At 67.5% G+C, this 23952-nt stretch carries 23 protein-coding genes and 1 riboswitch; of the genes, 3 read left to right on the forward strand and 20 right to left on the reverse strand.

Features of this window, described 5'->3' with window-relative positions; all coding sequences use genetic code 11:
- Positions 1–28: 28 nt before the first annotated feature.
- From EYE40_RS10080 to EYE40_RS10100, 5 genes are all read right to left on the reverse strand, one after another.
- Entirely contained in the window at positions 29–502 is a 474-nt protein-coding gene (locus tag EYE40_RS10080) for a YbaK/EbsC family protein (protein WP_130981818.1), read from the reverse strand.
- Positions 495–815: a CHY zinc finger protein gene (locus EYE40_RS10085; protein ID WP_130981819.1), complete on the reverse strand. Its 321-nt coding sequence runs from the start codon at positions 813–815 to the stop codon at positions 495–497. The genes EYE40_RS10080 and EYE40_RS10085 overlap by 8 nt, the downstream gene beginning before the upstream one ends.
- Entirely contained in the window at positions 815–1690 is an 876-nt protein-coding gene (locus EYE40_RS10090; protein ID WP_130981820.1) for a bifunctional methylenetetrahydrofolate dehydrogenase/methenyltetrahydrofolate cyclohydrolase, read from the reverse strand. Before EYE40_RS10090 ends, EYE40_RS10085 begins: the two co-directional genes overlap by 1 nt.
- Entirely contained in the window at positions 1687–2949 is a 1263-nt protein-coding gene (gene glyA / locus EYE40_RS10095) for a serine hydroxymethyltransferase (RefSeq protein ID WP_240034784.1), read from the reverse strand. Before glyA ends, EYE40_RS10090 begins: the two co-directional genes overlap by 4 nt.
- 84 nt (positions 2950–3033) lie before the next feature.
- Positions 3034–3129, reverse strand: a riboswitch (ZMP/ZTP riboswitch).
- A gap of 11 nt (positions 3130–3140) precedes the next feature.
- Positions 3141–3623 carry a glutaminase gene (locus EYE40_RS10100; protein ID WP_130981822.1) on the reverse strand — a complete coding sequence of 161 codons (483 nt, stop codon included), beginning with the start codon at positions 3621–3623 and terminating at the stop codon, positions 3141–3143.
- 37 nt (positions 3624–3660) lie between these two features.
- Between EYE40_RS10100 and EYE40_RS10105 the strand changes: the two genes are divergently transcribed.
- Positions 3661–5091 carry a family 20 glycosylhydrolase gene (locus EYE40_RS10105; protein WP_130981823.1) on the forward strand — a complete coding sequence of 477 codons (1431 nt, stop codon included), beginning with the start codon at positions 3661–3663 and terminating at the stop codon, positions 5089–5091.
- Here the strand turns inward: EYE40_RS10105 and EYE40_RS10110 are convergent.
- From EYE40_RS10110 to EYE40_RS10155, 10 genes are all read right to left on the reverse strand, one after another.
- A complete protein-coding gene (locus EYE40_RS10110; RefSeq protein WP_240034785.1) occupies positions 5075–5929 on the reverse strand; it encodes a carbohydrate ABC transporter permease in 855 nt (284 codons plus the stop codon). The two genes, EYE40_RS10105 and EYE40_RS10110, sit on opposite strands and share 17 nt — an antisense overlap.
- On the reverse strand, positions 5922–6761 hold the full coding sequence (locus tag EYE40_RS10115) for a carbohydrate ABC transporter permease (RefSeq protein ID WP_240034786.1): 840 nt from the start codon (positions 6759–6761) through the stop codon (positions 5922–5924). The genes EYE40_RS10110 and EYE40_RS10115 overlap by 8 nt, the downstream gene beginning before the upstream one ends.
- A gap of 119 nt (positions 6762–6880) precedes the next feature.
- Entirely contained in the window at positions 6881–8191 is a 1311-nt protein-coding gene (locus EYE40_RS10120) for an ABC transporter substrate-binding protein (RefSeq protein WP_130981824.1), read from the reverse strand.
- A gap of 155 nt (positions 8192–8346) precedes the next feature.
- On the reverse strand, positions 8347–10032 hold the full coding sequence (locus tag EYE40_RS10125) for a hypothetical protein (RefSeq protein WP_130981825.1): 1686 nt from the start codon (positions 10030–10032) through the stop codon (positions 8347–8349).
- Positions 10029–10943 carry a 1-phosphofructokinase family hexose kinase gene (locus tag EYE40_RS10130; protein ID WP_130981826.1) on the reverse strand — a complete coding sequence of 305 codons (915 nt, stop codon included), beginning with the start codon at positions 10941–10943 and terminating at the stop codon, positions 10029–10031. The genes EYE40_RS10125 and EYE40_RS10130 overlap by 4 nt, the downstream gene beginning before the upstream one ends.
- The gene (locus EYE40_RS10135) at positions 10943–11866 is read right to left on the reverse strand and encodes a carbohydrate kinase family protein (protein WP_130981827.1); all 924 of its coding nucleotides are present in this window, start codon (positions 11864–11866) and stop codon (positions 10943–10945) included. Before EYE40_RS10135 ends, EYE40_RS10130 begins: the two co-directional genes overlap by 1 nt.
- Positions 11863–12753, reverse strand: a complete 891-nt coding sequence (locus EYE40_RS10140) for a carbohydrate ABC transporter permease (protein WP_130981828.1) — start codon at positions 12751–12753, stop codon at positions 11863–11865. Before EYE40_RS10140 ends, EYE40_RS10135 begins: the two co-directional genes overlap by 4 nt.
- Positions 12753–13688: a carbohydrate ABC transporter permease gene (locus EYE40_RS10145; protein ID WP_130981829.1), complete on the reverse strand. Its 936-nt coding sequence runs from the start codon at positions 13686–13688 to the stop codon at positions 12753–12755. The genes EYE40_RS10140 and EYE40_RS10145 overlap by 1 nt, the downstream gene beginning before the upstream one ends.
- Positions 13689–13712: 24 nt before the next feature.
- Positions 13713–15017, reverse strand: coding sequence for an ABC transporter substrate-binding protein (locus EYE40_RS10150; RefSeq protein WP_130981830.1), 1305 nt, complete (start codon positions 15015–15017; stop codon positions 13713–13715).
- Positions 15018–15072: 55 nt separating this feature from the next.
- A complete protein-coding gene (locus EYE40_RS10155) occupies positions 15073–15951 on the reverse strand; it encodes an SIS domain-containing protein (protein ID WP_130981831.1) in 879 nt (292 codons plus the stop codon).
- Between the two features lie 142 nt (positions 15952–16093).
- Here EYE40_RS10155 and EYE40_RS10160 point away from each other — a divergent pair, with 142 nt between their 5' ends.
- A complete protein-coding gene (locus EYE40_RS10160; RefSeq protein ID WP_240034787.1) occupies positions 16094–17158 on the forward strand; it encodes an amidohydrolase family protein in 1065 nt (354 codons plus the stop codon).
- A gap of 104 nt (positions 17159–17262) precedes the next feature.
- Here the strand turns inward: EYE40_RS10160 and EYE40_RS10165 are convergent, their stop codons facing one another.
- Together EYE40_RS10165 and melA are read right to left on the reverse strand one after the other, a co-directional pair.
- The gene (locus EYE40_RS10165; RefSeq protein WP_130981832.1) at positions 17263–18108 is read right to left on the reverse strand and encodes a class II fructose-bisphosphate aldolase; all 846 of its coding nucleotides are present in this window, start codon (positions 18106–18108) and stop codon (positions 17263–17265) included.
- Positions 18105–19427: an alpha-galactosidase gene (gene melA, locus EYE40_RS10170; RefSeq protein ID WP_130981833.1), complete on the reverse strand. Its 1323-nt coding sequence runs from the start codon at positions 19425–19427 to the stop codon at positions 18105–18107. The genes EYE40_RS10165 and melA overlap by 4 nt, the downstream gene beginning before the upstream one ends.
- A gap of 100 nt (positions 19428–19527) precedes the next feature.
- Here melA and EYE40_RS10175 point away from each other — a divergent pair, with 100 nt between their 5' ends.
- A complete protein-coding gene (locus EYE40_RS10175) occupies positions 19528–20340 on the forward strand; it encodes a DeoR/GlpR family DNA-binding transcription regulator (protein ID WP_130981834.1) in 813 nt (270 codons plus the stop codon).
- On the opposite strand, the gene EYE40_RS10180 is transcribed toward EYE40_RS10175, so the two are convergent.
- The 3 genes from EYE40_RS10180 to EYE40_RS10190 form a co-directional block, all read right to left on the reverse strand.
- Complete coding sequence (locus EYE40_RS10180) at positions 20333–21226, reverse strand: ribokinase (protein WP_130981835.1); 894 nt, start codon at positions 21224–21226, stop codon at positions 20333–20335. The genes EYE40_RS10175 and EYE40_RS10180 overlap by 8 nt on opposite strands.
- A gap of 9 nt (positions 21227–21235) precedes the next feature.
- The gene (locus EYE40_RS10185) at positions 21236–22537 is read right to left on the reverse strand and encodes an ABC transporter substrate-binding protein (RefSeq protein ID WP_130981836.1); all 1302 of its coding nucleotides are present in this window, start codon (positions 22535–22537) and stop codon (positions 21236–21238) included.
- A 149-nt stretch (positions 22538–22686) separates the two neighbouring features.
- Entirely contained in the window at positions 22687–23934 is a 1248-nt protein-coding gene (locus EYE40_RS10190; protein ID WP_130981837.1) for an MFS transporter, read from the reverse strand.
- Between the last annotated feature and the right edge of the window lie 18 nt (positions 23935–23952).

A 23952-nucleotide genomic window follows, 5' to 3' on the forward strand; every position in this document is an offset into this window, starting at 1 on the left:
GCCAGCGAGCGTATCGAAACCGGTCCGATCAGTCCGGCTCTACCGCGGTCACCGTTCCATCCGTGACACGCACGAGCTCCTCGAACGTCGTCGGGTACACCGCGTGCGAATGCCCGGCCGCCGCCCAGAGCACATCAAATTCGGCGAGCGCCGAGTCCACCCAGGTCGGCAGTGGTTCGGGATGTCCGACCGGAGAAACCCCGCCGATCGTCTGGCCGGTGGCCGACAGCACCAGGGACGCGTCCGCGCGCTTGATGACACCGCCGAGCCGGGTTCCCAGCCAGGCCGTGTCGACGCGGTGCGCGCCCGAGGTCATCACGAGGATGGGTGCGCCGTCGAGGGTGAACACGAGAGAGTTCGCGATCGCGCCGACGGATACCCCGAGCGCCGCCGCGGCCTCGGCTGCTGTGCGCACCCCGTCGTCGAACCAGCGTGGCTCGCCCTCTGCACCGGCGGCACGCAGCGCCGAGACAACTCGGGCGACCGAGGGGTGATCAGCCACGCGAGAACCCTTCGAAGTACAGGTGATGGTGCAGGGCGCATCCCGGATTAAAAGCAGCCGAGCAGTGCGGGCAGGCGGATGCCGCGAGATACTCGTCCACGGTCAGCTCGTGACGGCACACCCCGCACAGCACCGCGGGTTCACCGAAGCGCGACCGCGGCCAGAGTGCCGCTGGATGCCCCGCCGAATCGTGGCACTCGGAGCACGGGTAGTACGCGTCGCAGCAGGCGAAGCGCAAGGCGACGACGTCGGTGGGGCCGCTCCAGTGCACGCACCGGGTCTGGTCGTCCACCGTCTGCCCAAGAACCTGCACTACAGGCGCTCCGCCGCCTCGACCACGTTCTTGAGCAGCATCGCGCGCGTCATCGGCCCCACGCCACCGGGAACCGGGGACAGGAACGCCGCGACCTCACGCACACCGGGATCGACGTCTCCGACGAGGCGCGCCTTGCCGGTCTCCGGGTTCACGACGCGCGTGATTCCGACGTCCAGCACGGCCGCGCCGGGCTTGATCCACTCGGGCTTGATCAACCCGGGAACGCCGACCGCCGCGACGATGATGTCCGCGCGGCGCACCTCCGACTCGAGGTCGACGGTGCGGGAGTGGGTGAGCGTGACGGTCGCATCCAGACCCTTGCGGGTCAGAAGCAGACCCAACGGGCGGCCGACGGTAAGACCGCGACCGACCACCACAACGTGCTTGCCCGGGATGGACACCCCGTAGCGACCGAGCATCTCGACGATGCCGGCCGGCGTGCAGGGCAGCGGCGAATCCAGCTCACCGAGTACTCCGAGCACGAGCTTCCCGAGGTTGGTCGGGTGCAGGCCGTCGGCGTCCTTCGCGGGATCCATGAGCTCGAGCATCGCGTTCTCGTTGATGCCTGCCGGCAGCGGCAACTGGATGATGTATCCCGTCACCGCCGGGTTCTCGTTGAGGGAGACGATCGCCGCCCGCACATCGGCTTCGCTGGCGTCGGCCGGCAGGTCGATGCGGATCGACTCGATGCCGACCTCCGCGCAGTCGCGGTGCTTGCCCGCGACATAGGAGAGGGATCCGGGATCCTCCCCGACCAGCAGCGTGCCGAGTCCCGGCGTGACGCCGTGCGACTTGAGGGCGGCGATGCGGCTCGCGAGTTCCTGCTTGACGGCGGTCGCGGTCGCGACCCCATCGAGGAGCATAGCCGTCACTTCCAGGAGCCCGGCGACGTCAGGCCCTCGTACAGCGGGAACCCATCCGTGAGCTTGAGTACACGGTCGCGGAGAGCCGCGACATCCGGGGCAGGCTTCAGCGCGGTGGCGATGATGTCGGCCACCTCGGTGAACTCGGCATCGCCGAAGCCACGGGTCGCGAGCGCGGGAGTTCCGATGCGCACGCCCGAGGGGGTCATCGGCGGGCGCGGGTCGAAGGGAACCGCGTTGCGGTTCACCGTGATGCCGACCGAGTGCAGGATGTCTTCGGCGTCCTGGCCGTGGATGGCCGAGTTGCGCAGGTCGACGAGCACGAGGTGCACGTCGGTGCCACCGGTCAGCACGTCGATGCCGGCTTCCTTGGCGTCGGGCGCGGTGAGGCGCTCGGCGAGAATCTGCGCGCCGCGGATGGTGCGCTCCTGGCGGTCCTTGAATTCGGGCTCGCCGGCGAGCTTGAACGCCGTGGCTTTCGCCGCGATGACGTGCATCAGCGGTCCGCCCTGCTGGCCGGGGAAGACGTTCGAGTTGATCTTCTTCTGAAGCTCAAGGTCGTTGTTCAGGATGAAGCCCGAGCGCGGACCGCCGATGGTCTTGTGCACCGTCGACGAGGTCACGTGGGCGTGCTGCACGGGGTTCGGGTGGAGGCCCGCCGCGACGAGACCGGCGAAGTGTGCCATGTCGACCCACAGGGTGGCGCCGACCTCGTCGGCGATGGCGCGGAACGCCGCAAAGTCGAGCTGGCGGGGGTAGGCGCTCCACCCGGCGATGAGCACCTGCGGGCGCAGCTCGAGGGCCTTCTCGCGCACGACGTCCATGTCGACGAGGTAGCTCTGCGGGTCGACGCCGTAGGCGTGCGCCTCGTACAGCTTGCCGGAGAAGTTGAGCTTCATGCCGTGGGTGAGGTGTCCGCCGTGAGCGAGCTCGAGGCCGAGGATCTTGTCGCCGGGGCTGGCGATGGCCGCGAGCACTGCCGCGTTGGCGGAGGCTCCGGAGTGCGGCTGCACGTTCGCGTACGCGGCACCGAACAGGCTCTTCGCGCGGAAGATGGCGAGCGACTCGGCGACGTCCACGAATTCGCATCCGCCGTAGTAACGGCGTCCGGGGTAGCCCTCGGCGTACTTGTTGGTGAGCACCGAGCCCTGCGACTCGAGCACGGCGCGTGGCACGAAGTTCTCGCTCGCGATCATCTCGAGGGTTCCGCGCTGGCGGCCGAGCTCCTGCTCGAGCACCGCCGCGATCTCGGGATCGACTTCAGCCAAGGGTGAATTGAAAGAAGACGTGGGGGAATTGAAGGTGGAAGACACTGGCTCTCCTAGACACTCAGACGGATAGAACAAAGGTATCCGGTTGGCCCAGGCGAACGGCCAAATCGTGTAGTGCATAAGCACATAGTTGCTCCCCGGTGGTTGCCCACCTGAACGCCAGTTGCAACCCGTTCAGGATAGCAGCCTCAGCCCTCGCGCAGCAGTCCGATCCGCTCGCGCAGGTAGGCGTCGAGCGGCCTTGTTCCGTCTCCCGCCTTCCAGCGCACTCGCACGATGCCGTCCGAAATCAGAAGTGGTCCGGATGCCCCGGCTCGTGCCAACTCGTCGACGTCGATCGGCGTGTACGAGTGGTTCACGACCTCGCCTTCCGGAAACTTGCCGCGTGCGGCGGCGCGGCGGATCTCGCGGCGCTCCTCCGCGAGCAGCGTGCGACTGGTGACGGCGATCTGCGGCTCGATCGCCCGGGTCACCTCGCCGGTCGCGTAGAGGTTGCCCTGCCGGTCGATGAGCAGCACCCCCAGTCGCCAGGCGCGTCCGGCGGGCTGCAGGGTGGGCGCGGCGCGCAGCCGTCCGATCCCCCGCGACTGCCTCCAGACGCCGAGCGATTCGTCGGGCAAGCCCTCGAGGTCGGCGATGGCCTCGGCGAGGAGGTCGGCGAGCGCGGTCACTGTTCCATTGTGCGCTGCTCGCCTAGGGTTGTGGCCCATGACCTTGATCGTTCCGGCACCTGTCAGCTCCACTCCCGGATTGGGTGCGGCGTTCGGCCTCGGCCCCGCGACCCGCGTGCAGTTCCACGGGAGCGGGGCGGAGCCCGTCGCGCGCTACCTCGGCAACCTGCTCGAGCTGCCGGTGGTCGAGGGGGACGAGGCGGGGAGCAGTGTCATCCAACTCACGATCACACCGGGCGAGCGGGTCGGAGCCTACGACCTGGCCATCGACGTGGATGCCGTGACCATCTCGGCGGATGACCCGAGCGGCCTGTTCTACGGCGCACAGAGCCTGCGCCAGCTGCTGCCCGAGGGGCTTCCGGTCACGATCAGCGATGCACCGCGCTTCGCCTACCGTGGGGCGATGCTCGATGTCGCGCGGCACTTCTTCCCCGTGGCGGACGTGAAGCGCTACATAGACGCAATCGCACAGCTCAAGCTGAACTACCTGCACCTGCACCTCACCGACGACCAGGGCTGGCGCCTCGAGATCGACGGTTGGCCCGAGCTCACCGCCATCGGCGCCTCGACCGCGGTGAACGGCGACCCGGGCGGCTTCTACACGCAGGCCGACTACACGGAGATCGTGGAGTACGCGGCCAGCCGCTTCGTGACGATCGTGCCCGAGATCGACGTGCCCGGCCACACCAATGCGGCGCTGGTCGCTTACCCCTCGCTCGGCGGCGGCAGCTACGAACCGTATGAGGGTGTCGAGGTCGGCTTCAGCTCGCTCGCGATCCGCAGCGAGGAGACCTATCTATTTCTGGATGACGTTTTCCGCCAGGTCTCGGCGATCACGCCCGGGCCGTACCTGCATCTCGGTGGGGACGAATCGCTGTCCACCACCGACGAGGACTTCCTCTACTTCGCCGAGCGCGCTGCAGCCCTCGCTGCGAGCCACGGCAAGACGGTGATTGGCTGGCACGAGCTTGGGCGCAGCCGCGCCCTTCCTCGAGGAACCGTCGGCCAGTACTGGGGCTTCACGACGCCGGAGGACGACTCGGCGGCCTCGACGACGTCCTTCGTGGAGCAGGGCGGCAGCGTCATCTTCTCCCCCGCCGACGTCGCCTACCTCGACATGAAGTACGCGGACGACAGCCGCGTCGGAGTCGACTGGGCGCGCGGTGTGACGTCGCTCGAGGAGGCCGCATCCTGGGACCCGCTCGCGATCATCCCGGACCTCGCCGAGTCGCACATCCTGGGGCTGGAAGCGCCGATCTGGACGGAGACGCTCCCCACCATCGAGGATGTCGAGTGGCTCGCCTTCCCCCGCATCGCCGCGATCGCGGAGATCGCCTGGTCGCCGCGCACGGCCCCCTTCGACGAGCTCGCCCCGCGCCTCGCCGCCTTCGCCCGCCACCTCGACGCGGCCGGCACGCACTACTTCCGCGCGCCCGAGGTCGACTGGCTGCCTACTTCAGACCGCTGAACGCGAGACCGTCGATCACCCTCCGCTGCAGCACGATGAAGAGGATGAGGATCGGCGCCATCGCCATCATGCTGGCCGCCATGATCACGGGATAGTTCGTGTTGCTCTTGTCGCTGACCAGCGTCGCGAGCCCTGCGGCGAGCGGCATCTGCTCCTGGTAGGTGGAGATGACGAGCGGCCAGAGCAGCTCGTTCCACGACCAGAGGGCGCTCGTGATGGCGAGCACACTGATGCTCGGCAGCGCGAGCGGCAGCATCACACTCCAGAACGTGCGCACCGGTGACGCGCCATCGAGGCGCGCGGCCTCCTCCAGCTCGGTCGGCAGGTTGAGGAACGCCGTGCGCATGAGGAACGTGCCGAAGGCGCTGAAGAGTCCCGGGGCCACGATTCCCGCGATGGTGTTCAGCCAGCCGAAGCCCTGCACGATCTGGTACTGCGAGATGAGGTACACCTGCGACGGGATCATGAGGATCGAGAGCACGAGGGCGAGCACCAGCGCGCGGCCTCGGAAGTGCATCCTCGCGAAGGCATAGCCGGCGAGCGTGCAAAGCGCGATCTGGGCGATACACCGGATGATCGTGATGACGATCGAAGTACGCAGCTGAGAGAGGAATGGCAGGCGCTCGAACACCGTCGCGTAGTTCTCCCACTGAATCTCGGCCGGCCAGAACGTCGGCACGACGCTCTGCACCTCCGCGTTGGTGGAGAGGGACATGATGATCTGCCAGAGGAACGGGAACGCCATCAGGAACCCGCCGACGCCGAGCACGATGTGCGCCCAGGCGTGGGATCCACCACGGCGAGCGCGACGACGGGTGCGCACGGCTGCCTCAGTCAACGCTCACCCACCGCTTCTGCAGGCGGAACTGCAGCAGGGTCACGAGGCCGATGAGCACGAAGATGACCATGGCGATCGCGGCCGCGTAGCCCTTCTCGTTCGTGATGAAGCCGGCTTCGTAGAACAGGTAGACGAGCGAGAGGCTCTTCGGCAGCACCGCGTTCTGGCTGCCGAGGATCGCGTAGAGCAGGTCGAAGAGCTGGAAGCTCGAGATCACCGTGATGATGGTGACGAAGAAGATGCTGGGGCTGAGCAGCGGCACGGTGATCGAGGTGAACTGTCTCCAGCGGGACGCACCATCCAGCTCGGCCGCCTCGTAGTACTCGATCGCGATACTCTTGAGACCCGCGCCGAGCACGATCATCGAGAAGCCGAGCGACGACCACAGTCCGACGATCGCCACGGCGACGATGGCGATACCGGGCGAGCTGACCCAGTACGGGCCGTCGATGCCGACGAGCGAGAGCAGGTAGTTCACTATCCCGAAATCGCCATTGAAGATAATGCGCCAGACCATGGCGATCGCGGTCGGCATCGCGACGTACGGGAGGAAGAACAGCACCCGGTAGAGGCTCGCGAATCGCAGGCCCGGCAGGTTGAGCAGGTTCGCGAGATATACCGCGATCGGGATGCCCAGCAGCACGATCCCCGTATAGAGCAAGGTGTTGCCGAGCGCGACGTACAGTTGCGGGTCGGAGACAAGCCGCACGTAGTTGTCGACGCCCGTCCACTCGGATCCCCCGAAGACACCCCATTCGGTGAATGAGTAGTAAAACGTCTGCAGGATGGGCCAGAGGTAGAACAGCGCGATGCCGCTCAGCAGCGGGAGCACGAACAGCCAGGGCCACAGTCCGTCCCGTTTGCGAGCGTGCGCCTCCGCCCTGTCCTGGGCGACGCGCTCGGGTAGCGCGTCGCCGGGGACGGGACGGAGGCGGGTCTCGACGGAGATGGTTACTCCTTGGCGAGCAGCGCGGTCATCTGGGCGGCGAGATCCTTGCTGACGTCCGCGACCTTCGTCGCTCCGGAGAACACATCCGGCAGCAGTTTGGTCTCGAGGGCATTCCACGCGGCGCTGTTCTTCGACACCGGGAGCGGCTTCGCGTACTCAGTCGCGTCGAGGAACACCTGCAGGTTCACGCCCGGGTACGACTCGGCAAAGGCGGCCTGCGTGCCATTGAAGGCCGGGATGACCGCGCCCATGTCACCCTGCTGCTTCTGTGCCGCCTCGCTCGCGAGGAACGCCTGCAGTGCCTGTGCTGCCTGCTTGTTCTTGCTGCTCGCGGCCACCACGTTGGATACACCGTGGATGACGGTGGCCTGCTCCTTGCCCTGCGGCAGTGGGGCCACATCCACCACGTCCTTGACGGGCGAATCGCCGATCGCACCGCGCGACCAGCTGCCGCTGTAGAACATGCCGACCTTGCCGGAGGTGAACCACTGGTCGGCCGGGGTGTCGGTCAGCTGCGGAATGGACGGAGATGCACCGCTCGCGATCAGGTCGGTCCAGACCTGCAGGCCGTCCTGCGTCGCGGCCTCGTCGTATCCCGATACTCCGTCGGCGGTGATGACCTCGCCACCGGCCTGGAAGATGGTGTTGTAGTAGGTCGTCTGGCCGTCCATACCTGCGGCGACCCCGTAGATGCCCTTGTCCTCGAGCTTCGTCGAGACGGTCTCGGCGGCCTCGGCGAGGTCGTCCCAGGTCCAGTCGGCGGTCGGCTCCTCGACACCGGCCTGAGCGAGGATGTCCTTGTTGTACCAGAGCGCGATCGTGTCGAAGTCCTTGGGAACCCCGTACTGGGTGCCGTCGAGGTTGTACAGGTCGACGAGTGACTCGGGGTAATTCGCGGTGTCGATGTAATCGCCGTCAACGAGGGAGGTGATCGGCTCGATCTTGTCGTTCGAGGCGTAGAGCTGGAAGTTGGGGCCGTTCAGCCAGAACAGGTCCGGCAGCGTGTTGCTCGTGGCCTGGGTCTGCACCTTCGTCCAGTAGCCCTCCCACGGTGTGACGTCGAGGTTGACGTCGATGTTCGGGTACTCCTCGTTGAACGCGTCGACGTTGGCCTGAATCGCGTCCTGCTGGGTGGCGTCCCAGAACGCGTACGTGATCTCGGCCTTCAGGTCCTTGTCCGGCGGGGTGTAGTCACCGCCCGTCGTTCCAGCGGGGCCGGCGGCACAACCGGCGATGAGCACCGAGACACCGATCGCGGCGGTGATGCCGGTGAGCGCGCGGCGCGGAACGCTGCGTTGGGGGCTGCTGTTCATGATGTGTTCTTCCTCTCGACGTGCACGGGCGACTCGGAGAAGCGACATCTCGCTGCGTCGCGTGAAGTTGGTCGATAGTGACCCCTTCTGGGGTCGAGGCACAACAAATGAACATTTTGTTGAGCGATTTGATCACTCGGAGTGATTAGTTTGGGTCAGCCCTCGGTGCGGACGACGCGCACGAAGCGCACCGTGAGGTCATCGGCGCCGTCCGCGAGTGAAATGCGCAGTCGGGATGTCGCGCCGTCGGGCAGCGCGACGGTAGCCGTCACCCACCCTCCGGTTGCGCCGCGCGGCACCGGGACAGAGGCGCCGCTGTCGGTGTCGACCGTGAAGGTTCCGCTGCCCTCGTCGAGGAAGGTGATCTTGGCGATGAGGGGGCTGGAGCCCGCGGCATCCCGGAACCGCTCGTCGACGTCGAACACGAAGCCGGTGTCGCCATCGGCGACCGAGGTGCTGAGACCCTCGTGGGCGATGCCGTTGTCGGACTCGAACACCTCGGTGTGCACATCCGCGTCGGAGCGGTGCGCGACGGAGCCGGGCTCGTCGACCTGCACGAGCCAGCGCTCGAGGTTGCGCACCCACGGCAGGGTCGGCCACGCCTCGGGGTCGGCGAAGCGGCCGAGCTCGTTGTTCGTCCAGTAGCGGTCCTCGGCGTCGCGAAGGGCGGCCCACGCGTCAGGCGAGGTGTCAGCCTTCTGGCCCATCGACAGCCGCACCCAGTCCCAGTGCTCCGGGAACTCGGCCGAGTACGAGGGGCCGGGCACGATATAGATCCAATTCATGCGCAGTTGCAGCGCCTTGAGATTCGACTGCCGCACGGCGTAGTAGGGGTCGTCGGTCTCGTAGCCGCAGTCGTTGTAGCACTCGTTCTCGGTCGCGACGACGCGGGTGCCGTCGTGCACGGGAAGCGACTCGTCGATGACCATGTGGCCGTTCGGCAGGATGCGGGAGCCGTATGACGGCGCCTCGCTCAGGTGGAAGTTGGAGAGTTCGGTGATGCCGGTGCGCACGCCCATGCCGGCGTCGACGGCCTGGGCTGAGAGCAGGTCGTCCTGCTCGCCGAACGGGCCGAACGGATAGTCTTCGCCGGTGAAGACGAGCTTGTTCGAGTTCTCGCCGAACAGGTCGACGAGATCGGTCCAGGCGTGGTCGTACCACTTCTTGTAGGTCGCGAAATCGAGATCGCCCGAGTCGAACGCGGCGCCGATCATCTCGTAGTCGTACTCGGCCCAGGTGAACGCACCGGGCACGTAGACGAACTTGAGACGCGGGTCGGCCGCGAGACCGCCGTCGACGAAGACGCTGCGGTAGGTGTCCATGAGGTGACCCCAGACGCACTCGTCCCAGATCGGCAGGTGCTTCTCACCGTCGTAGTCGGGGCCATAAGTCGAGACGCCGCAGTCCTCCTGCACCCACTCGGGCGCCCAGTTCTCGCCGCTCGCGAAGATGCGCATCCAGAAGGCGCCGTCCTGGGCGAGCTGGTCGTCGAACGACGCGAAGCTCATCCCCTGCGCGTCACCGGTGGAGGTCGTGTCGAGCGCACCGCCTTTCTTCGGCTGCAGCTGTTTCCAACTGAAGTCGACCGAGCGCACGAACACCCGATCCTTCTCCGACGCGTCCTCCGAAAAGTAGCCGGAGTTCGGAGCGGGCCGCACCCAGTCGGGCAGCGACCAGTCGTCCCCCTCGGCGACGGTGACACCCGAAGGTCCGGCGTCGACGAACTCGAAGTCCGGGCCGTCCGAGTCGGCAGCGGGTGGGTTCACGGGAGCCTCCGTTGTGCAGGCGGCGAGGGTGCCGAGCAGGGTCAGGGTCAGGGCCGCGCCCAGGATGCGCTTCACAACTGCTTCACAACGGTTCGGTCGGCGAGGTCATTCGCGTGCTCGAGCGAGAATTCGCCGGCACCCGGGATGGCGGCATTCGCCGCGGCCGCACCGGTCGCAACCGCGAGTGCTTCGCCGAGCGAGCCCCCGCGGTCGAGCACGGCGAGCAGGCCGCCGAGGTAGCTGTCGCCGGATCCCACGGGGAACGCCCCGCGGAACTCGAGTGTCGCGCGCCACGCGCCGTCCTCGTCCACCGCGACTGAGCCCTCGGCACCGTCGGTGACGATCACCGTGCCGCCCGAGCGCTCGCGCAACAGCGTCGCCAGCTCGCGAGCCGGCGCAGAAACACCCAGCAGCTCGCTCGCCTCGAACCGGTTCACCTTGACCAGCTGCGGGCGCAGCTCGGAGACCAGGGTGTCGAGCGCCGCGCCGTGGGTGTCGAGGGCGATGCGGTCGCCCGCTTCCGCTCGGGCACGCAGCATGTCGACGAGCTCGTGCAGGGGCACCCCGGTCGGCACGCTGCCGGAGAGCGCGGTCCATCCCGCACCACCGTCAAGACCGCCTATCGCCTGCCGTATCTCGTCGACCTCTGAGGGATGCAACGGCGCGGCCGACTCGTAGAACTCGGTGAGGCGGCCGTCGTCGCCGGCCACGGTCACGCAGCTGCGCGTCTCGCCCGCGACGGGCACGGCGAGCACGGCCACGCCCGCAGCCTCGGCGAGGGAGCTCACGAGCGCGCCGACATGCCCCCCGAGCGGAGCCACGACGCGCGCCGAGGCACCGAGGCGGGTTGCGGCCCGCGCGAGGTTGAGTCCCTTACCACCAGGAAATCGAAGCACCTCGCGCGGACGATGGATCTCCCCGACCGTGACCTCAGCGACCCGGTAGGTCACGTCGAGCGAGGGGCTGAGGAGCAGAACGGTGATCATCAAAGGTGCTCGCGCAGCTCGTCGAGGCCGGCCTGCGCGCCGGTGCCGCCGGACGCTCGAGTCGAGAGCGAGCCGGCGACCGTCGCCCAGCGCAGACGGGTCTCCTCGACCTCCACGCCGTGGGCGATCGCGGCGAGGTAACCCGCATCGAAGCTGTCGCCCGCGCCGGTCGTGTCGACGACATCGAGACGGATGCCCGGCGCCCGCACCACCGATCCGCCGGCCTCGAGCGACCATCCGCCGTCGGCACCGTCCTTGACGACCACGCGTGTTCCGACGTCAACGAGCCCCTCGGGCGTCACCCCGAACACGCCGGCGATCGCCTCGAGCTCGGTGCGGTTGGGCAGCAGCACATCGACGAGCGGGAGCACTCCTTCGAGACCCGCCCAGTCCTCGGTCGGGTCCCAGTTGGTGTCGAGGCTCACGCCGACGCCGCGCACCCTGAGTTCCGTGAGCAGCTCGGGCAGCACGCCGGTGAACGCGGGCATCAGGAAGGGCGAGGCGAAGTGCACCCAGCGAGCCTGCGAGACCTCGAGTGCAGCCAGCACGTCATCCTTCGTCAGCATGGGTATGGTGCCGGCGAGGGTGAGGATGGCGCGATCGTCGGGCGCCGACAGGATGACCGAGATGCCGGTCGGGTTGATCGGGTCGACGCGCACGGCGTCCAGCTGCACGCCCGACTTGCCGAGCGCGCTGCGGGTGAAGCGGCCGAACTCGTCATCGCCGACGACGGCCGCCAGCCAGGTCGGCACCCCGAGCCGGGCTAGGCCCGACGCGACGATGGAGGCACTGCCGCCGAGCACGAGCTCGGCGCCGTCGAGGAGCTGTTCCGCCTGGCCGAAGCGCGGCACCACGTCGCCGCGCAGCACGAGATCGACGTTGGCATCCCCGACGACGAGGACGGGGTAGGGCGAGCCGGTCATCCGCGCAGGCCCGACAACGTCATCGTCGCGACGAACTGTTTCTGGGCGAATAGGAAGAAGATGATGAGCGGCAGGGTCGCGACGACGTTCGCGGCCATGAGCAGGGTCCACTGCGTGCGGCGGGTGCCCTGGAAGTTCGCGATGCCGAGCTGCAGCGTGAACCAGTCCTGGTTGTTGATCGCGATGAGCGGCCAGACCAGGTCGTTCCATGAGTTGAGCAGCGTGAAGATCGCGAGGGTCGCGAGCGCGGGCTTGGCGAGCGGCAGGATGATCTGCATAAACACCTGCCAGCGATTGGCGCCGTCGATCATGCCGGCCTCCTCGAGCTCGGGCGGCAGCGAGAGGAAGAACTGCCGCATGAGGAAGATACCGAACGCCGAGGCGAGCCACGGCACGATCGCCGCCCCCAGCCCGTCGATGATGCCGAGACGGGCGAACAGGATGTAGGTCGGGATCATCAGCAGCTGCGTCGGGATCATGATCGTGCCGAGGATGGCCAGGATGCCGAAGGTGCGGCCGCGGAACTTGAGGCGGGCGAACCCGTAGCCGGCGAGCGAACACAGCACGAGGTGCGACGCAATGGCGACGGTCGAGACGATCACCGTGTTGAGCATCCAGCGCAGGATGGGCGTATCGGAGAAGAGTCCCACGAATCCGCCGAAGTCGATGCGCGAGGGGATGAACGGCGGCGGGAAGCTCACGAGCTCCTCCGCGGGCGACACCGAGGCCATGAACATCTGCACGAACGGCAGCAGGAACAGGAATGCGACGGGGATGAGGAACAGGTGCCAGCCGCTCGGGCGACGGCGCTTGCGACGCCTCGGCACGGCCGGCGCGTCGGTGGCCACGGGAGCGGTGGCGACGGGCTTCGTCTCGAGCACAGTCATTAGAAGGCCTCCATGCCGCGACGACGCGAGTAGATGACAACGCCGATGGTGATGGCGAGGGTGATGAAGAACAGGGCATAGGCGACCGCGGATCCGTAGCCGAAGTCGAGGCGCCGGAACGCCTGCTCCCACAGGTAGTAGACGATCGTCTTCGTCGCGTCGAGTGGTCCGCCCCTCGTCGTGGTGAAGACGAGGTCGAAGAGTTGTATCGCGCCGATGGTCTGCCAGATGCCGACGAACACAGTGACGGGGCGCAGGGCCGGCCAGCTCACCGACCAGAACGACTGCCAGGCGTTCGCGCCGTCAAGGCGGGCGGCCTCGAGAAGTTCGGGAGAGACATCCTGCAGCGCCGCAAGGTAGATGACCGTGGTGAACGCCGCCTGCCCCCAGAGCGACATCAGGGCGATCACGAACATGGCCTGGTGCTGGTCTTCGAGCCACTTCTGCTGCGGCAGCCCGATCACCCGCAGCACGTTGTTGACGAGTCCGAACTGCGGATTGAACAGATAGGTCGAGAGGATGCCCGTCGCGGCAGCCGAAGCGACGAACGGCACGAAGATGGCCGTGCGATAGAACCCGATGAACCGAATCTTGCGGTTGAGCGCCACGGCCAGGAACAGCCCGGCCAGTACCGACATCGGAACGAACAGCGCGGTGTAGACCCCGGTGTGCAGGATCGCGGCGTGGAAGTCGTCGTCCGTGATCAGCCGGGCGTACTGCTCGCCGCCGACGAACTCGGGTTCGCTGAACCCATCCCACTTCTGCAGGGAGAGGATGAAGGCCCACGCGGCCGGGAAGATCGAGAGCCCGAGAACGAGGATCGAGGCCGGGAGGACGAACAGCCATCCGCCCAGGTCCTCGACCAGACGACGACGCGACCGCTGGGCGGGCTTTGGGCCCCTCGTGGCAGTTGCTCGCTCAGCAGTCGTCATCATCGTCGTACCCGTCTGGTTGGTGTGTTACTTGAGGGTGGTGTTGGCTTTTTCTGCGGCTTCCTCGAGGGCGGCCTTCGGCTCGCCCTGGCCCTGCAGCACCTCGGAGATTGCATTTCCGATCGACTCGGATAGCCCAACGTAGCCCTTGATGGTCGGGCGCACGTTGATCGCGTTCTCGTTGTTCGCGGCCATAACATCGAGTCCGGGGTAGGCCTCGACCTGCTCCTTGAACGCGTCCGAGTCGACCTCGGAGGAGCGCAGCGGCAGGTTGCCGATCGCGACGTTCCAGCGCTCGTCCTGCTCGGCGGAGGTCAGCCACTTGGTGAACTCGTACGACCAGTACTCGCGGTTCTTGTCCTTGTGGTCGAACAGCGCCCAGATGTCGGGGCCGGAGACGGTCTGGTGGTCGCCGTCCGTGCCGGGAAGCTGCACAACGCCGTAGTCGGTCTTGGCCGTGTTGAGGTCGTAGAGCTGCCACGGGCCCGACGTCATCATGCCGATCCGGTCGCTCGCGAACAGCTGGGCGAACTTGGTGTCCGTCTGGTCGAGGTAGATGCTCTTGTCGTCGATCGCCATCTCCTGCAACAGGGTCAGTGCGCGCACGCCGGCCTCGGAGTCGAATGCGGCCAGGCCCTCGTCGTCGAGGATGTCGCCACCCTCCTGCCAGAGGTGCGGCCAGAACTGCCATACGGTCTCCTCGGATCCGGAGACCGAATACGCGTAGCCGTAGGTGTTGGTGCTCTCGTCGGTCAGGTCGTCCGCAGCCTCGCGGAAGTCGTCCCAGCTCCAGTCCTCGGTCGGGTACTCGACCCCGGCCTCGTCGAACACCGTCTTGTTGTAGATGAGAGAGAGGTTGTCGACGATCGCCGGGAAGCCGATCGTCTTCTCGCCGGTCGGCTGCACGGTGCCGCGGGCCGACTCGGAGAACTCGTCCCACTTGACCTCGGGGTCCGTGACCTGCTCGGTGATGTCGAGCGTGCGGCCCGACGACTCGAGCTGGCTGGCCCAGGAGCCGAACGCGTAGGAGATGTCGGGGTAGCTGCCGCCCGCGAAGCCGGCCGAGATCTTCTGCAGCAGCTCCTCGGTGGAGGAGGATCCGGGCGAGACGTCGATCGTTACATTCGGGTGATCCTTCTCGAACTCGGCGGCGAGATCCTCAAGCATCGTCTGCGCCTGCTCGCTCTGGCCGGTCCACCAGGTCAGCTCGACCTTGGCGTCCTTGTCGAGCGTCGTCGCGCCCTGCTGGCTGGCGCCACACCCCGAGAGGGCGATGACCGCGGCGACGGCCGCGACTGCGGCGATCGGTCGTGCTGCTGTGAACCTGTGCATCAGAACTCCTTGGCTACTTATATGGGCAAAGAAAGGTGCTTGTGGGGCGGGACGGTCAGGCGAGGATGATCGAGCGGGTCAGGTGACGCGGGCTATCCGGGTCGAGACCGCGGTGTGCGGCGAGCGCGACCGCCAGGCGCTGGGCCTGGACGAGCTCCACCAGCGGATCGTGTGATCCGAGGATGACGCGGGCACCGGTTGCGCGGATCTCGTCGGCCAGGCGCTCATCGGCGACCCCGAACATCCAGACCAGCGAACCCTCGTGGGCGACGGCCAGCGGACCGTGGCGGTAGTCAAGCACGGGGTAGGACTCGGACCACGCCTGCGCGGCCTCGCGGATCTTCAGTGCGGCCTCCTGGGCGAGACCGTAGGTCCAGCCGGTGCCGAGGTACACGAAGTGGTCGTAGCTTCCGGCGTCGAGCGGGAGCTCTTCGGCGAGCGCGGCCTCGAGCTGCTCGGGAAGGCCGTCAACGCTGAGACCAAATGCGGCGCGGGCGAGGATCAGGAATGTAGTCGGGAACCGCGTCTGCATGACCGACTTCTCGTCGGCGAAGTCGAGCAGCAGCACGTCATCCGCCAGCAGAGCGGCAGGAGAGTCGGCGACGCCGGTCACGACGACCTTGCGCACGCCGACCGGGAGCGACTCGAGCGCGGCGACGACCTCACTCGTGGTGCCGGAGCGGGTCAGGGCGATCACGCGGTCGTAGTCGCGCCAGGCGCGCGGCTCGGAGGCGTAGGCGGCGTCGGTCTCGCCGAGGGCCGCGCTCTCGCGCAGCCAGGCGAGCGACTCGGCGACGAACGCCGAAGTGCCGCAGCCGATGACGAGCACACGCTCGCCCGGACCAGCCAGCAGCTCGCGAGCGTGATCGACGCCTTCGAGCGCTTCACGCCACATTGCGGGCTGGGTGGCGATTTCTGTCGCGGTGATCGACATTCTGCTCTCTCCGTTTGATCATCTTGCCGAGGGGGTTTCCGTGTGATGCAAGTTGTGGTGCAATGGTGGCTCTGAAGTGATCGTTTGACAAGAAAACTGTGCAAACTGATCATTTGGATTGATCACCAATAGAGGAGTTGCCGTGCGACCATCGTGGGAAACCCTGCGCACCATGCCCGTCACCGAGTGGGCGCCGCGCTCGCAGCTGGAGCTGCCCGCCACCCCGATCGAGAGGCCGCGGTTCCCCGCGATCGACGTGCACAACCACCTCGGACGTTGGCTGAGCGACGGCGCGTGGATGATCCCCGACGTCTCGGCCCTCATCGCCGTGATGGACTCCTGCGGGGTCGAGACGATCGTCAACCTCGACGGTATGTGGGGCGATGAGGTGAGCGCCAACGTCGAACGCTACGACCGGGCACACCCCGGCCGCTTTCTTACCTTCTGCCAGCTCGACTGGGCTCTGCTGGCGACACGGGATGGCGTGGCCGAGCTGCGCGCATCCCTCGACGACAGCCACTCGCGCGGCGCCAGGGGCGTCAAGATCTGGAAGAACCTGGGTCTCACAATCCGCGACGCGGACGGCTCGCTCATCCTGCCCGACGACCCGCGCGTCATCTCGGTCGTGCAGCACGCCGGCGAGCTCGGGATGCCCGTGCTCATCCACACCGCAGACCCCAAGGCCTTCTTCGAACCCCTCGACGAGCACAACGAGCGGCTCGACGAGCTGCTGCAGGTGGAGGAGTGGTGGTTCGGCGATCGCTCCGTTCACCCGACCTTCGACCGCCTGCTCGACGCGCACGCCACCCTGGTCGCCTCCTGCCCCGGCACAACCTTCATTGGCGCCCACGCGGGATGCGCCGCCGAGGACCTCGACCGGGTCGAAGCCCTGCTCGCCACGGCCCCCAACTACACGATCGACATCGGCGGCCGCATGGCTGAGCTGGGTCGGCAGCCGCGGCGGTTCCGGCAGCTGCTCGAGCGGTTCCCCGACCGGGTACTGTTCGGCACCGACATCTATCCGGCCTCGCCCGAGCAGTTCCGGCTGCACTTCCGCTTCCTCGAGACGGCGGACGAGGCCTTCGAATATGCGCCCGGCGACCCCATCCCGCCGCAGGGCCGCTGGACGGTCTCCGCGCTGCACCTCGACGAGCCCACCCTTGAGGCGGTCTACCGCGGCAACGCGCGGCGCGTGCTCGGCCTCTGACATATCGCAGGTTGAGTAGGCGCTCCAGCGCCGTATCGAAACCCGGTTGAGCGCAACTCAGATTTCGATACGGCCGCGGGCGGCCTACTCAACCAGCGTCGGCGTCAGGCGAGCGCCGCGCAGAACCTCGCCACGGTCTCCGCCATCGCGTCGCGGGAGGCGCGGGCGCCCGGACGGGGATCCACGAGCGAGGGGTCGGCAGTGAGCACGGACCGCAGCGCGGCCATCCCGGCCAGGTTGAGGGCGGTGCCGATGTTCACCTTGCGGATGCCCGCGCTGACGGCTGCGGAGAGCGCGTCATCCGACACCCCGGAGGACCCGTGCAGCACAAGCGGCACCGGCACGGCTGCGGCCAGCACGCCGATCAGCGCAAGGTCGAGGGCAGCGGAGCGGTCGCGCATGGCGTGGGAGCTGCCGACGGCGACCGCGAGCCCGTCGACACCCGTGGCGGCGACGAAAGCGACAGCCTGCGCGGGATCCGTGCGCACGCCCGGCGCGTGTGCGCCATCCTTGCCCCCGATCTCACCGAGCTCGGCCTCGACCCAGAGTCCGGCGGCCTGCGCGCGCCGGGCTGCGGATGCCGTTGCCGCGACGTTGCCGTCGTAGTCGAGTTTCGAGGCGTCCACCATGATCGAGCTGAGGCCGACGTCGGCCGCGATCGCGATGCCGAGATCGATGAGCGCGGGGTCGTCAATGTGGTCGAGGTGCAGCGAAACGGGCACCGACGCGGTCGACGCCAGCTCCCTGCAGGCGAGCAGCAGTGGGCGCGGATTGCCGCCGTGAAAGCGCACGGCATTCTGACTGAACTGCAGGATGACGCCCGACCCCGCTCCCGCAGCGCCATCGATGATCGCCTCCGCGTGTTCGAGGGTGATCACGTTGAACGCCGCAACCGAGCGTCCGCGCGCGGCGGCGTCCGAGATCAGGTCGGCGGTGCGGGCGAGGCTCACGGCAGCCAGAGCTCGACGTCGCCGCCGAGGGATCGGGGCAGCACGGCCTGGTGGGCGTCGAACATGGCGTCCGTGAGTTCCCACAGCTTTGCCGGCGTCAGGGTCGAGCTCGCGTTCGGGTCGACGAGCATGGCCTGGCGCACGAGGTCGCGGTTGCCGGTGAGGGCCGCCTCGATCGTGAGCTCCGCGACGGACAGGTAGGTGCGGTTGTGGGCCGCGCCCTGGGTGGGAATGGCGCCGACGGCGATCGGTCGGATGCCTGCGGCGTCGACCGTGGTAGGCACCTCGACGACCGCGCCATCCGGAAGATTCGAGATGAGGCCGCGGTTGACGACGTTGGCATGGATCTCGCGCTCGGTGTTGGTGAGGATCGAGTGGATGACCTGAGGCGCGTACTCGGCCGCGTCACCCTCCTCGTGCAGCTCGATGTCGGTGCCGGCGGCGAGTGCCGTCTTAGCCGTCTCGAACTCGAGCACGTTCTCCTCGCTGATGCCCACGTACTCGAGCGGCTTGAGGCGGAATCGCTCGATCTGCTCGTCGGAGCGCAGGAACCAGGACAGGTACTCGGAGGAGTGCTCGCTCGTCTCGGTCGGGTAGTAGCCGACGCGGCGGAAGATCTCGACGCGCACGCGACGCTCGAGCTCCGGGTCGGAGGCGATCTTCTCGCGCAGCAGCGGGTAGAGATCCTGGCCGTTGTGCGTCCACTCGTAGAGCCAGGCCTGGTGGTTGACTCCGGCGGCGCGGTAGTGCGTCTCCTCGAGCGGTACATCGAGCAGGTCGTTGAGATCGTTCACCGTCCAGTAGACGCTGTGGCAGAGGCCGACCGCCTTGAGCTGGGGTGACACCACGGAGAGCCACCAGATGTTCATCGCCATCGGGTTCGTGTAGTTGAGGAAGTACGCGTTCGGTGCCAGCTCCTGCAGGTCGCGGGCGAGCTGCGACAGCACGGGGAAAGTGCGCAGCGCGCGGAACACGCCGCCGATGCCGGTTGTGTCACCGATCGTCTGTCGCAGTCCGAAGGATGCCGGCAGCTCGAGGTCCACCTTGGTGGCCGCGATCCCGCCCACCTGCACCATGTTCACCACGAAGTCGGCACCGTCGAGCGCAGCCCTGCGGTCGAGGGTCGCCGTCAGGTTGACGGGACGGCCCAGGCGGCGCGAGACCTGCTCCGCGGTTCCGCGCGCGACGTCGAGGCGCTCGGCGTCCACATCGTGCAGCACGAGGTCGATCGTGGGGAGGTCGGGAAAGCGCAGGAGGTCCGTGACGAGCTGCCTGGTGAAGACGACGCTTCCGGCCCCTATAAATACAACGCGAGTCATGCAATGATCATCGAAGGAAATGATCATTCCGCGCAAGAGAATGAGCGATTTAGCTCATAATGAGCATTCGTACTGCGCGATTCACGAGGGGGAAGCTGGGATGAGCACGAGCATCGATGCCCGGAGCACACCTGCCGCATCCGGCAAACGGTCGCGCCGCATGATCGCCATCCTCGATGTGCTCAGCGAGCGCGGCACCGTCGGACTGTCCGACCTCGCCGAGACCCTCGCCATCTCCCCCGCTACCGCGCGACGGGATCTCGCGGATCTCGCCGACCAGCGCCTCATCGTGCGCACCCACGGCGGCGCGCGCCTGATCGACTCCCGCAACGAGCTGCCCGTCAACCTGCGTGACACCCGGTTCTCGGACGCGAAGCGTGCCATCGCCCGAGCTGTCGCGGACATCATCCCGCAGCAGCGCTACGCCGTCGCCCTCAGCGGCGGCTCGACCGCGGCCAACGTCGCCCGGGCGCTCGCGCAGCACAATGAACTCACCATCGTGACCAATTCGCTCACGATCGCCCAGCTGGTCACCACGTTTCCGCAGCTCAAGGTCGTAATGACCGGCGGCATCCTGCGACCCGAATCACTTGAACTCGTCGGCGTGCTCGCCGAGAACACCTTCAACGCGATCAACCTCGGCACCGCCATCCTCGGCACGGACGGCATCACTGCGGAGGGCGGGGTCACGACCCACGACGAGACCGAGGCGCGCACCAATCACGCCATGGTCACCCACGCGCAGCGGGTGATCGTCGTCGCGGACGGCTCAAAGATCGGCCGGCTCGCGCTCGCCCAGGTCGCGACGATCGAACAGGTCAACCTGCTGGTCACCGACTCCTCCGCGGACCCGGCGGCGCTCGACGAGATCCGGGCGGCCGGCGTGAGTGTGCTGGTCGTAGAAGTCAACTAGCGAGCTCGTCGAGACTGACCCCGCGCGCATACGACGTCGTGGTGCCTGCCGACTCGACGGCGTGCGACCCGGCCGCGGCTCCCACGCGCACGGCGAAGGCGAGATCCCGCCCAGCGGCGAGCGCGGCCGCGAGCGCTCCGACGAACGCGTCGCCCGCACCCGTGGTGTCGACGACCGCCGAGGGCACCGGTGAGGGCTCGATCCAGGATCGACCAGGTGTGGACACGGCGGCTCCGCGTGATCCCAGCGTGACGACGACCGAGATGCCGAAGCGCGCGGCGAGGTCGCCCGCGAGGTCGTCGCTGTAGTCACCGAGCAACTCGGCGGCCTCGCCCTCGTTCACGATGAGCGGGTCGGCGGTCGCGAGGGTGTCGAGGTCGACCTCGACCACCGGCGCGAGATTGAGCACGAAGCGGGCGCCCGTGGCGAGCGCCGCGCGCGCGGCAGCGTCGATCGCCGCACCCGGCAGCTCCCCCTGCGCGAGCACCACGGCCGAGGCGCCCAGCGAGAGGACGTCATCCGCCGAAACCCTCGCATTCGCGCCACTGTGCACGATGATCGTGTTCTCACCCGCGCCGTTGACCGTGATGTAGGCGGCGCCGGTGCCCGTGGCATTCAGAATTCGGATGCCCGTCACATCGACCCCGTCAGCCTCGAGTGCCGCGAGCGCACCGGTGCCCGCGGCATCGCCGCCGACGGCCCCAACGAAAGCCACCCGAGCACCGAGGAGTCGCGCCGCGATCGCCTGATTCGCTCCTTTGCCCCCGAGGCCCGAGGCCCCGTCGTTGGCGAGGATCGTCGCGCCGGCCCCTGGGAAATCGTCGACGTAGGCGAAATAGTCCTGGTTGATGGAGCCGACGACGACGATGTCCGGGTGTGAGGTCATGCGGCAAATCTACTTGAGCTGGCCGTTCGCCTCCTCGGCGGCGGCCTCAAGAGCGGACTTCGGATCGCCCTTGCCCTGCAGCACCTCGGAGATGGCGTGCCCGATGGACTCGGAGATCCACACGTAGCCCTTGATGGTGGGGCGCGCGGTCTTCGCATTGAGCGAGTTGGCGGCCATCACCTCGAGGCCGGGGTACTCCTTCACCTTCTCCGCGAAGGCGTCGGAGGACAGCTCGGAGGTGCGCAGCGGCAGGTTGCCGATGGCCACGTTCCACCGCTGGTCCTGTTCGGCTGAGGTGAGCCAGTGCGTGAACTCGAAAGCCCAGTACTCGCGGTTCTTGTCCTGGTGGTCGAACAGGGCCCAGATGTCGGGGCCGGAGACGGTCTGGTGGTCGTCGCCGGTTCCCGGCAGCTGCACCACACCGTACGAGGTGCCCGCGGCCTTGAGGTCGTAGAGCTGCCACGGCCCCGAGGTGATCATGCCGATGCGGTCGGCGGCGAAGAGCTGGCCGGCCTTCGTGTCGGTCTGGTCGAGGTACACGCTCTTGTCGTCGACCGCCATTCCGCGCAGGAAGGTAAGCGCGTTGATGCCGGCCTCTGAGTCGAACTCGACCGATGTGCCATCCTCGGAGAGGATGCTGCCGCCCGCCTGCCACAGGTGCGGCCAGAACTGCCAGGTCGTCTCCTCGGTTCCCTGCACCGAGTAGCCGTAGCCGTAGGTGTTGGTCGCGGGGTCGGTCAGGCGCTTGGCCGCCGAGCGGAAATCCGCCCACGACCAGTCCTCGGTCGGGTAGTCGACGCCTGCCGCGTCGAAGACCGTCTTGTTGTAGATGAGCGAGAGGTTGTCGACGATCGCGGGGAAGCCGATTGTCTTCTCCCCCGTTGGCTGCACCGTCTGGCGGGCTGAGTCCGAGAACTCGTCCCATCCGATGGCGTCATCCTGAACCCGCTCGGTGATGTCGAGGGTGCGGTTCGATCCCTCGAGCTGGCTCGACCACGACCCGAAGGCGTACGAGATGTCCGGGTAGTTGTACCCGGAGAACGAGGCGAGCATCTTCTGCAGCAATTCCTCGGTGGATGACGCCCCCGGCGACAGATCGATCGTGACGTTCGGGTGCTCCTTCTCGAACTCCTCGGCGAGGCTCTCGAGCGTCTTGTGGGCGGCCTCGTCCTGGCCGGTCCACCAGGTGATGGTGACGTCGGCGTTCTTGTCGAGAGTCGTCGCGCCGGGCGAACTGCCGCCGCACCCGCTCAGGGCGATGACGGCCGCTGCGGCCGCCAGGAGGGAGATGGGACGGGTGAACCTGTTCATGAATGCGCCTCTTCGCTCAGCCGAAGGCGCGGTCTCGGGCGAGCGCGCCGGTCAGCACCGTCGAAGGATGCTGCATCCCCCCGGGTGCGTGAGGTAATCGTGGAGGGAGCGGCACCGCGAGGGCAAGCAAAAGCGCAGAACGCTCAGTTCTAGTGCTTGTTTGCGGCCCTTCTGCCGAGGATCGCGTCGGAGATGAGCACCAGAGCGAGGGCGAGCGCCACGATCCCCGCGTACACGAACGGCAGGTACTCGAGGCCCAGCGTGTCGAGCGTGATGGCGCCGACAAGGGCTCCTCCGCCGATACCGACGTTGAAGGCGGTGGTGTAGAACGCGCTCGCGGCATCACGGATACGCGCAGAGGTCGCGTGCAGGAGGCGGGTCTGCAACAGCGGGGGCAGCACGCCCATCGTGAGCGCCCAGACGACCGTCGCCGCGACGGCCGCCGGGAAGTACGACGGCACCAGCGCGAGGGTGAGGATCGCCGCGAACAGCCCGATCATGCCGACGATGAGGCTTGCGCGCGGGCGGCGTCCGAGCCACAGGGCGACGAGTACCAGCGAGAGCGCGCCGACGATGCCGTAGAAGAACAGGGCGCCACTCACCGAGGCCTCGTCGATGCCGACCTGACGCACGAAGAACGGGGCGAAGTAGGTGTAGAAGCTGTACTGGCCGACCATGACCGTCGCCGTGATGATGCACACGAAGACGACCGCGAGCACCGAGTGGTCTCGACGGGGCGGGGCCGCGAGGCGGTGTTCCTTGGTCAGGACCTCGATGCCCCCGGTAGCTGTGCTGACCCGACCGCTGGCCGTTGCGTTGTCGACCCGCGGCAGGAAGACGTAGACGAACGCGGCCCCCACCACGATGAGCGCGGCGAGGATGCCGAACGACAGCCGCCAGCCGAACGCGTGACCGAGAGCCGTGCCGAGCGGAACGCCGAGCACGAACGCGAGGGATCCGCCGCCCAGGGTGATCGAGACCGCGCGGCCGATGTACTCGGTCGGCACGAGGTACGCGGAGTACGCCCCGACGACCGACCAGAACAGCCCGTGCGCCAATCCGCCCAGAATTCTGGATGCAACGAGCCATTCGTAACTCGGAGCGACAGCCGTGAACACCGCGCTCACCGCCAGCACCACGAGCACCGCGATCACGAGGGTGTGCCGTGAGAAGCGCCGGGTGAGGGCGACGAGGGAGGTGCTCGTGAGCACGACCGTGAAGGCGAACACCGTGACGGTGAGGCCGATAAGCGACTCGCTCACGCCGAGTTCGCGGCTCATCTCGGGCAGGAGCCCGGTAGGCAGCATCTCGATCGTGACACTCAGGAAGATGGCGACGGCGAGGGTGAAGAGGCCGGCGTAGGGGAACTTGAAGGGAGTAGAGGTGGGGACGCCCATGAGGGACGATCTCCGTTC

The organism is Glaciihabitans arcticus (assembly GCF_004310685.1).
In the GTDB taxonomy this organism is placed as follows: domain Bacteria; phylum Actinomycetota; class Actinomycetes; order Actinomycetales; family Microbacteriaceae; genus Conyzicola; species Conyzicola arctica.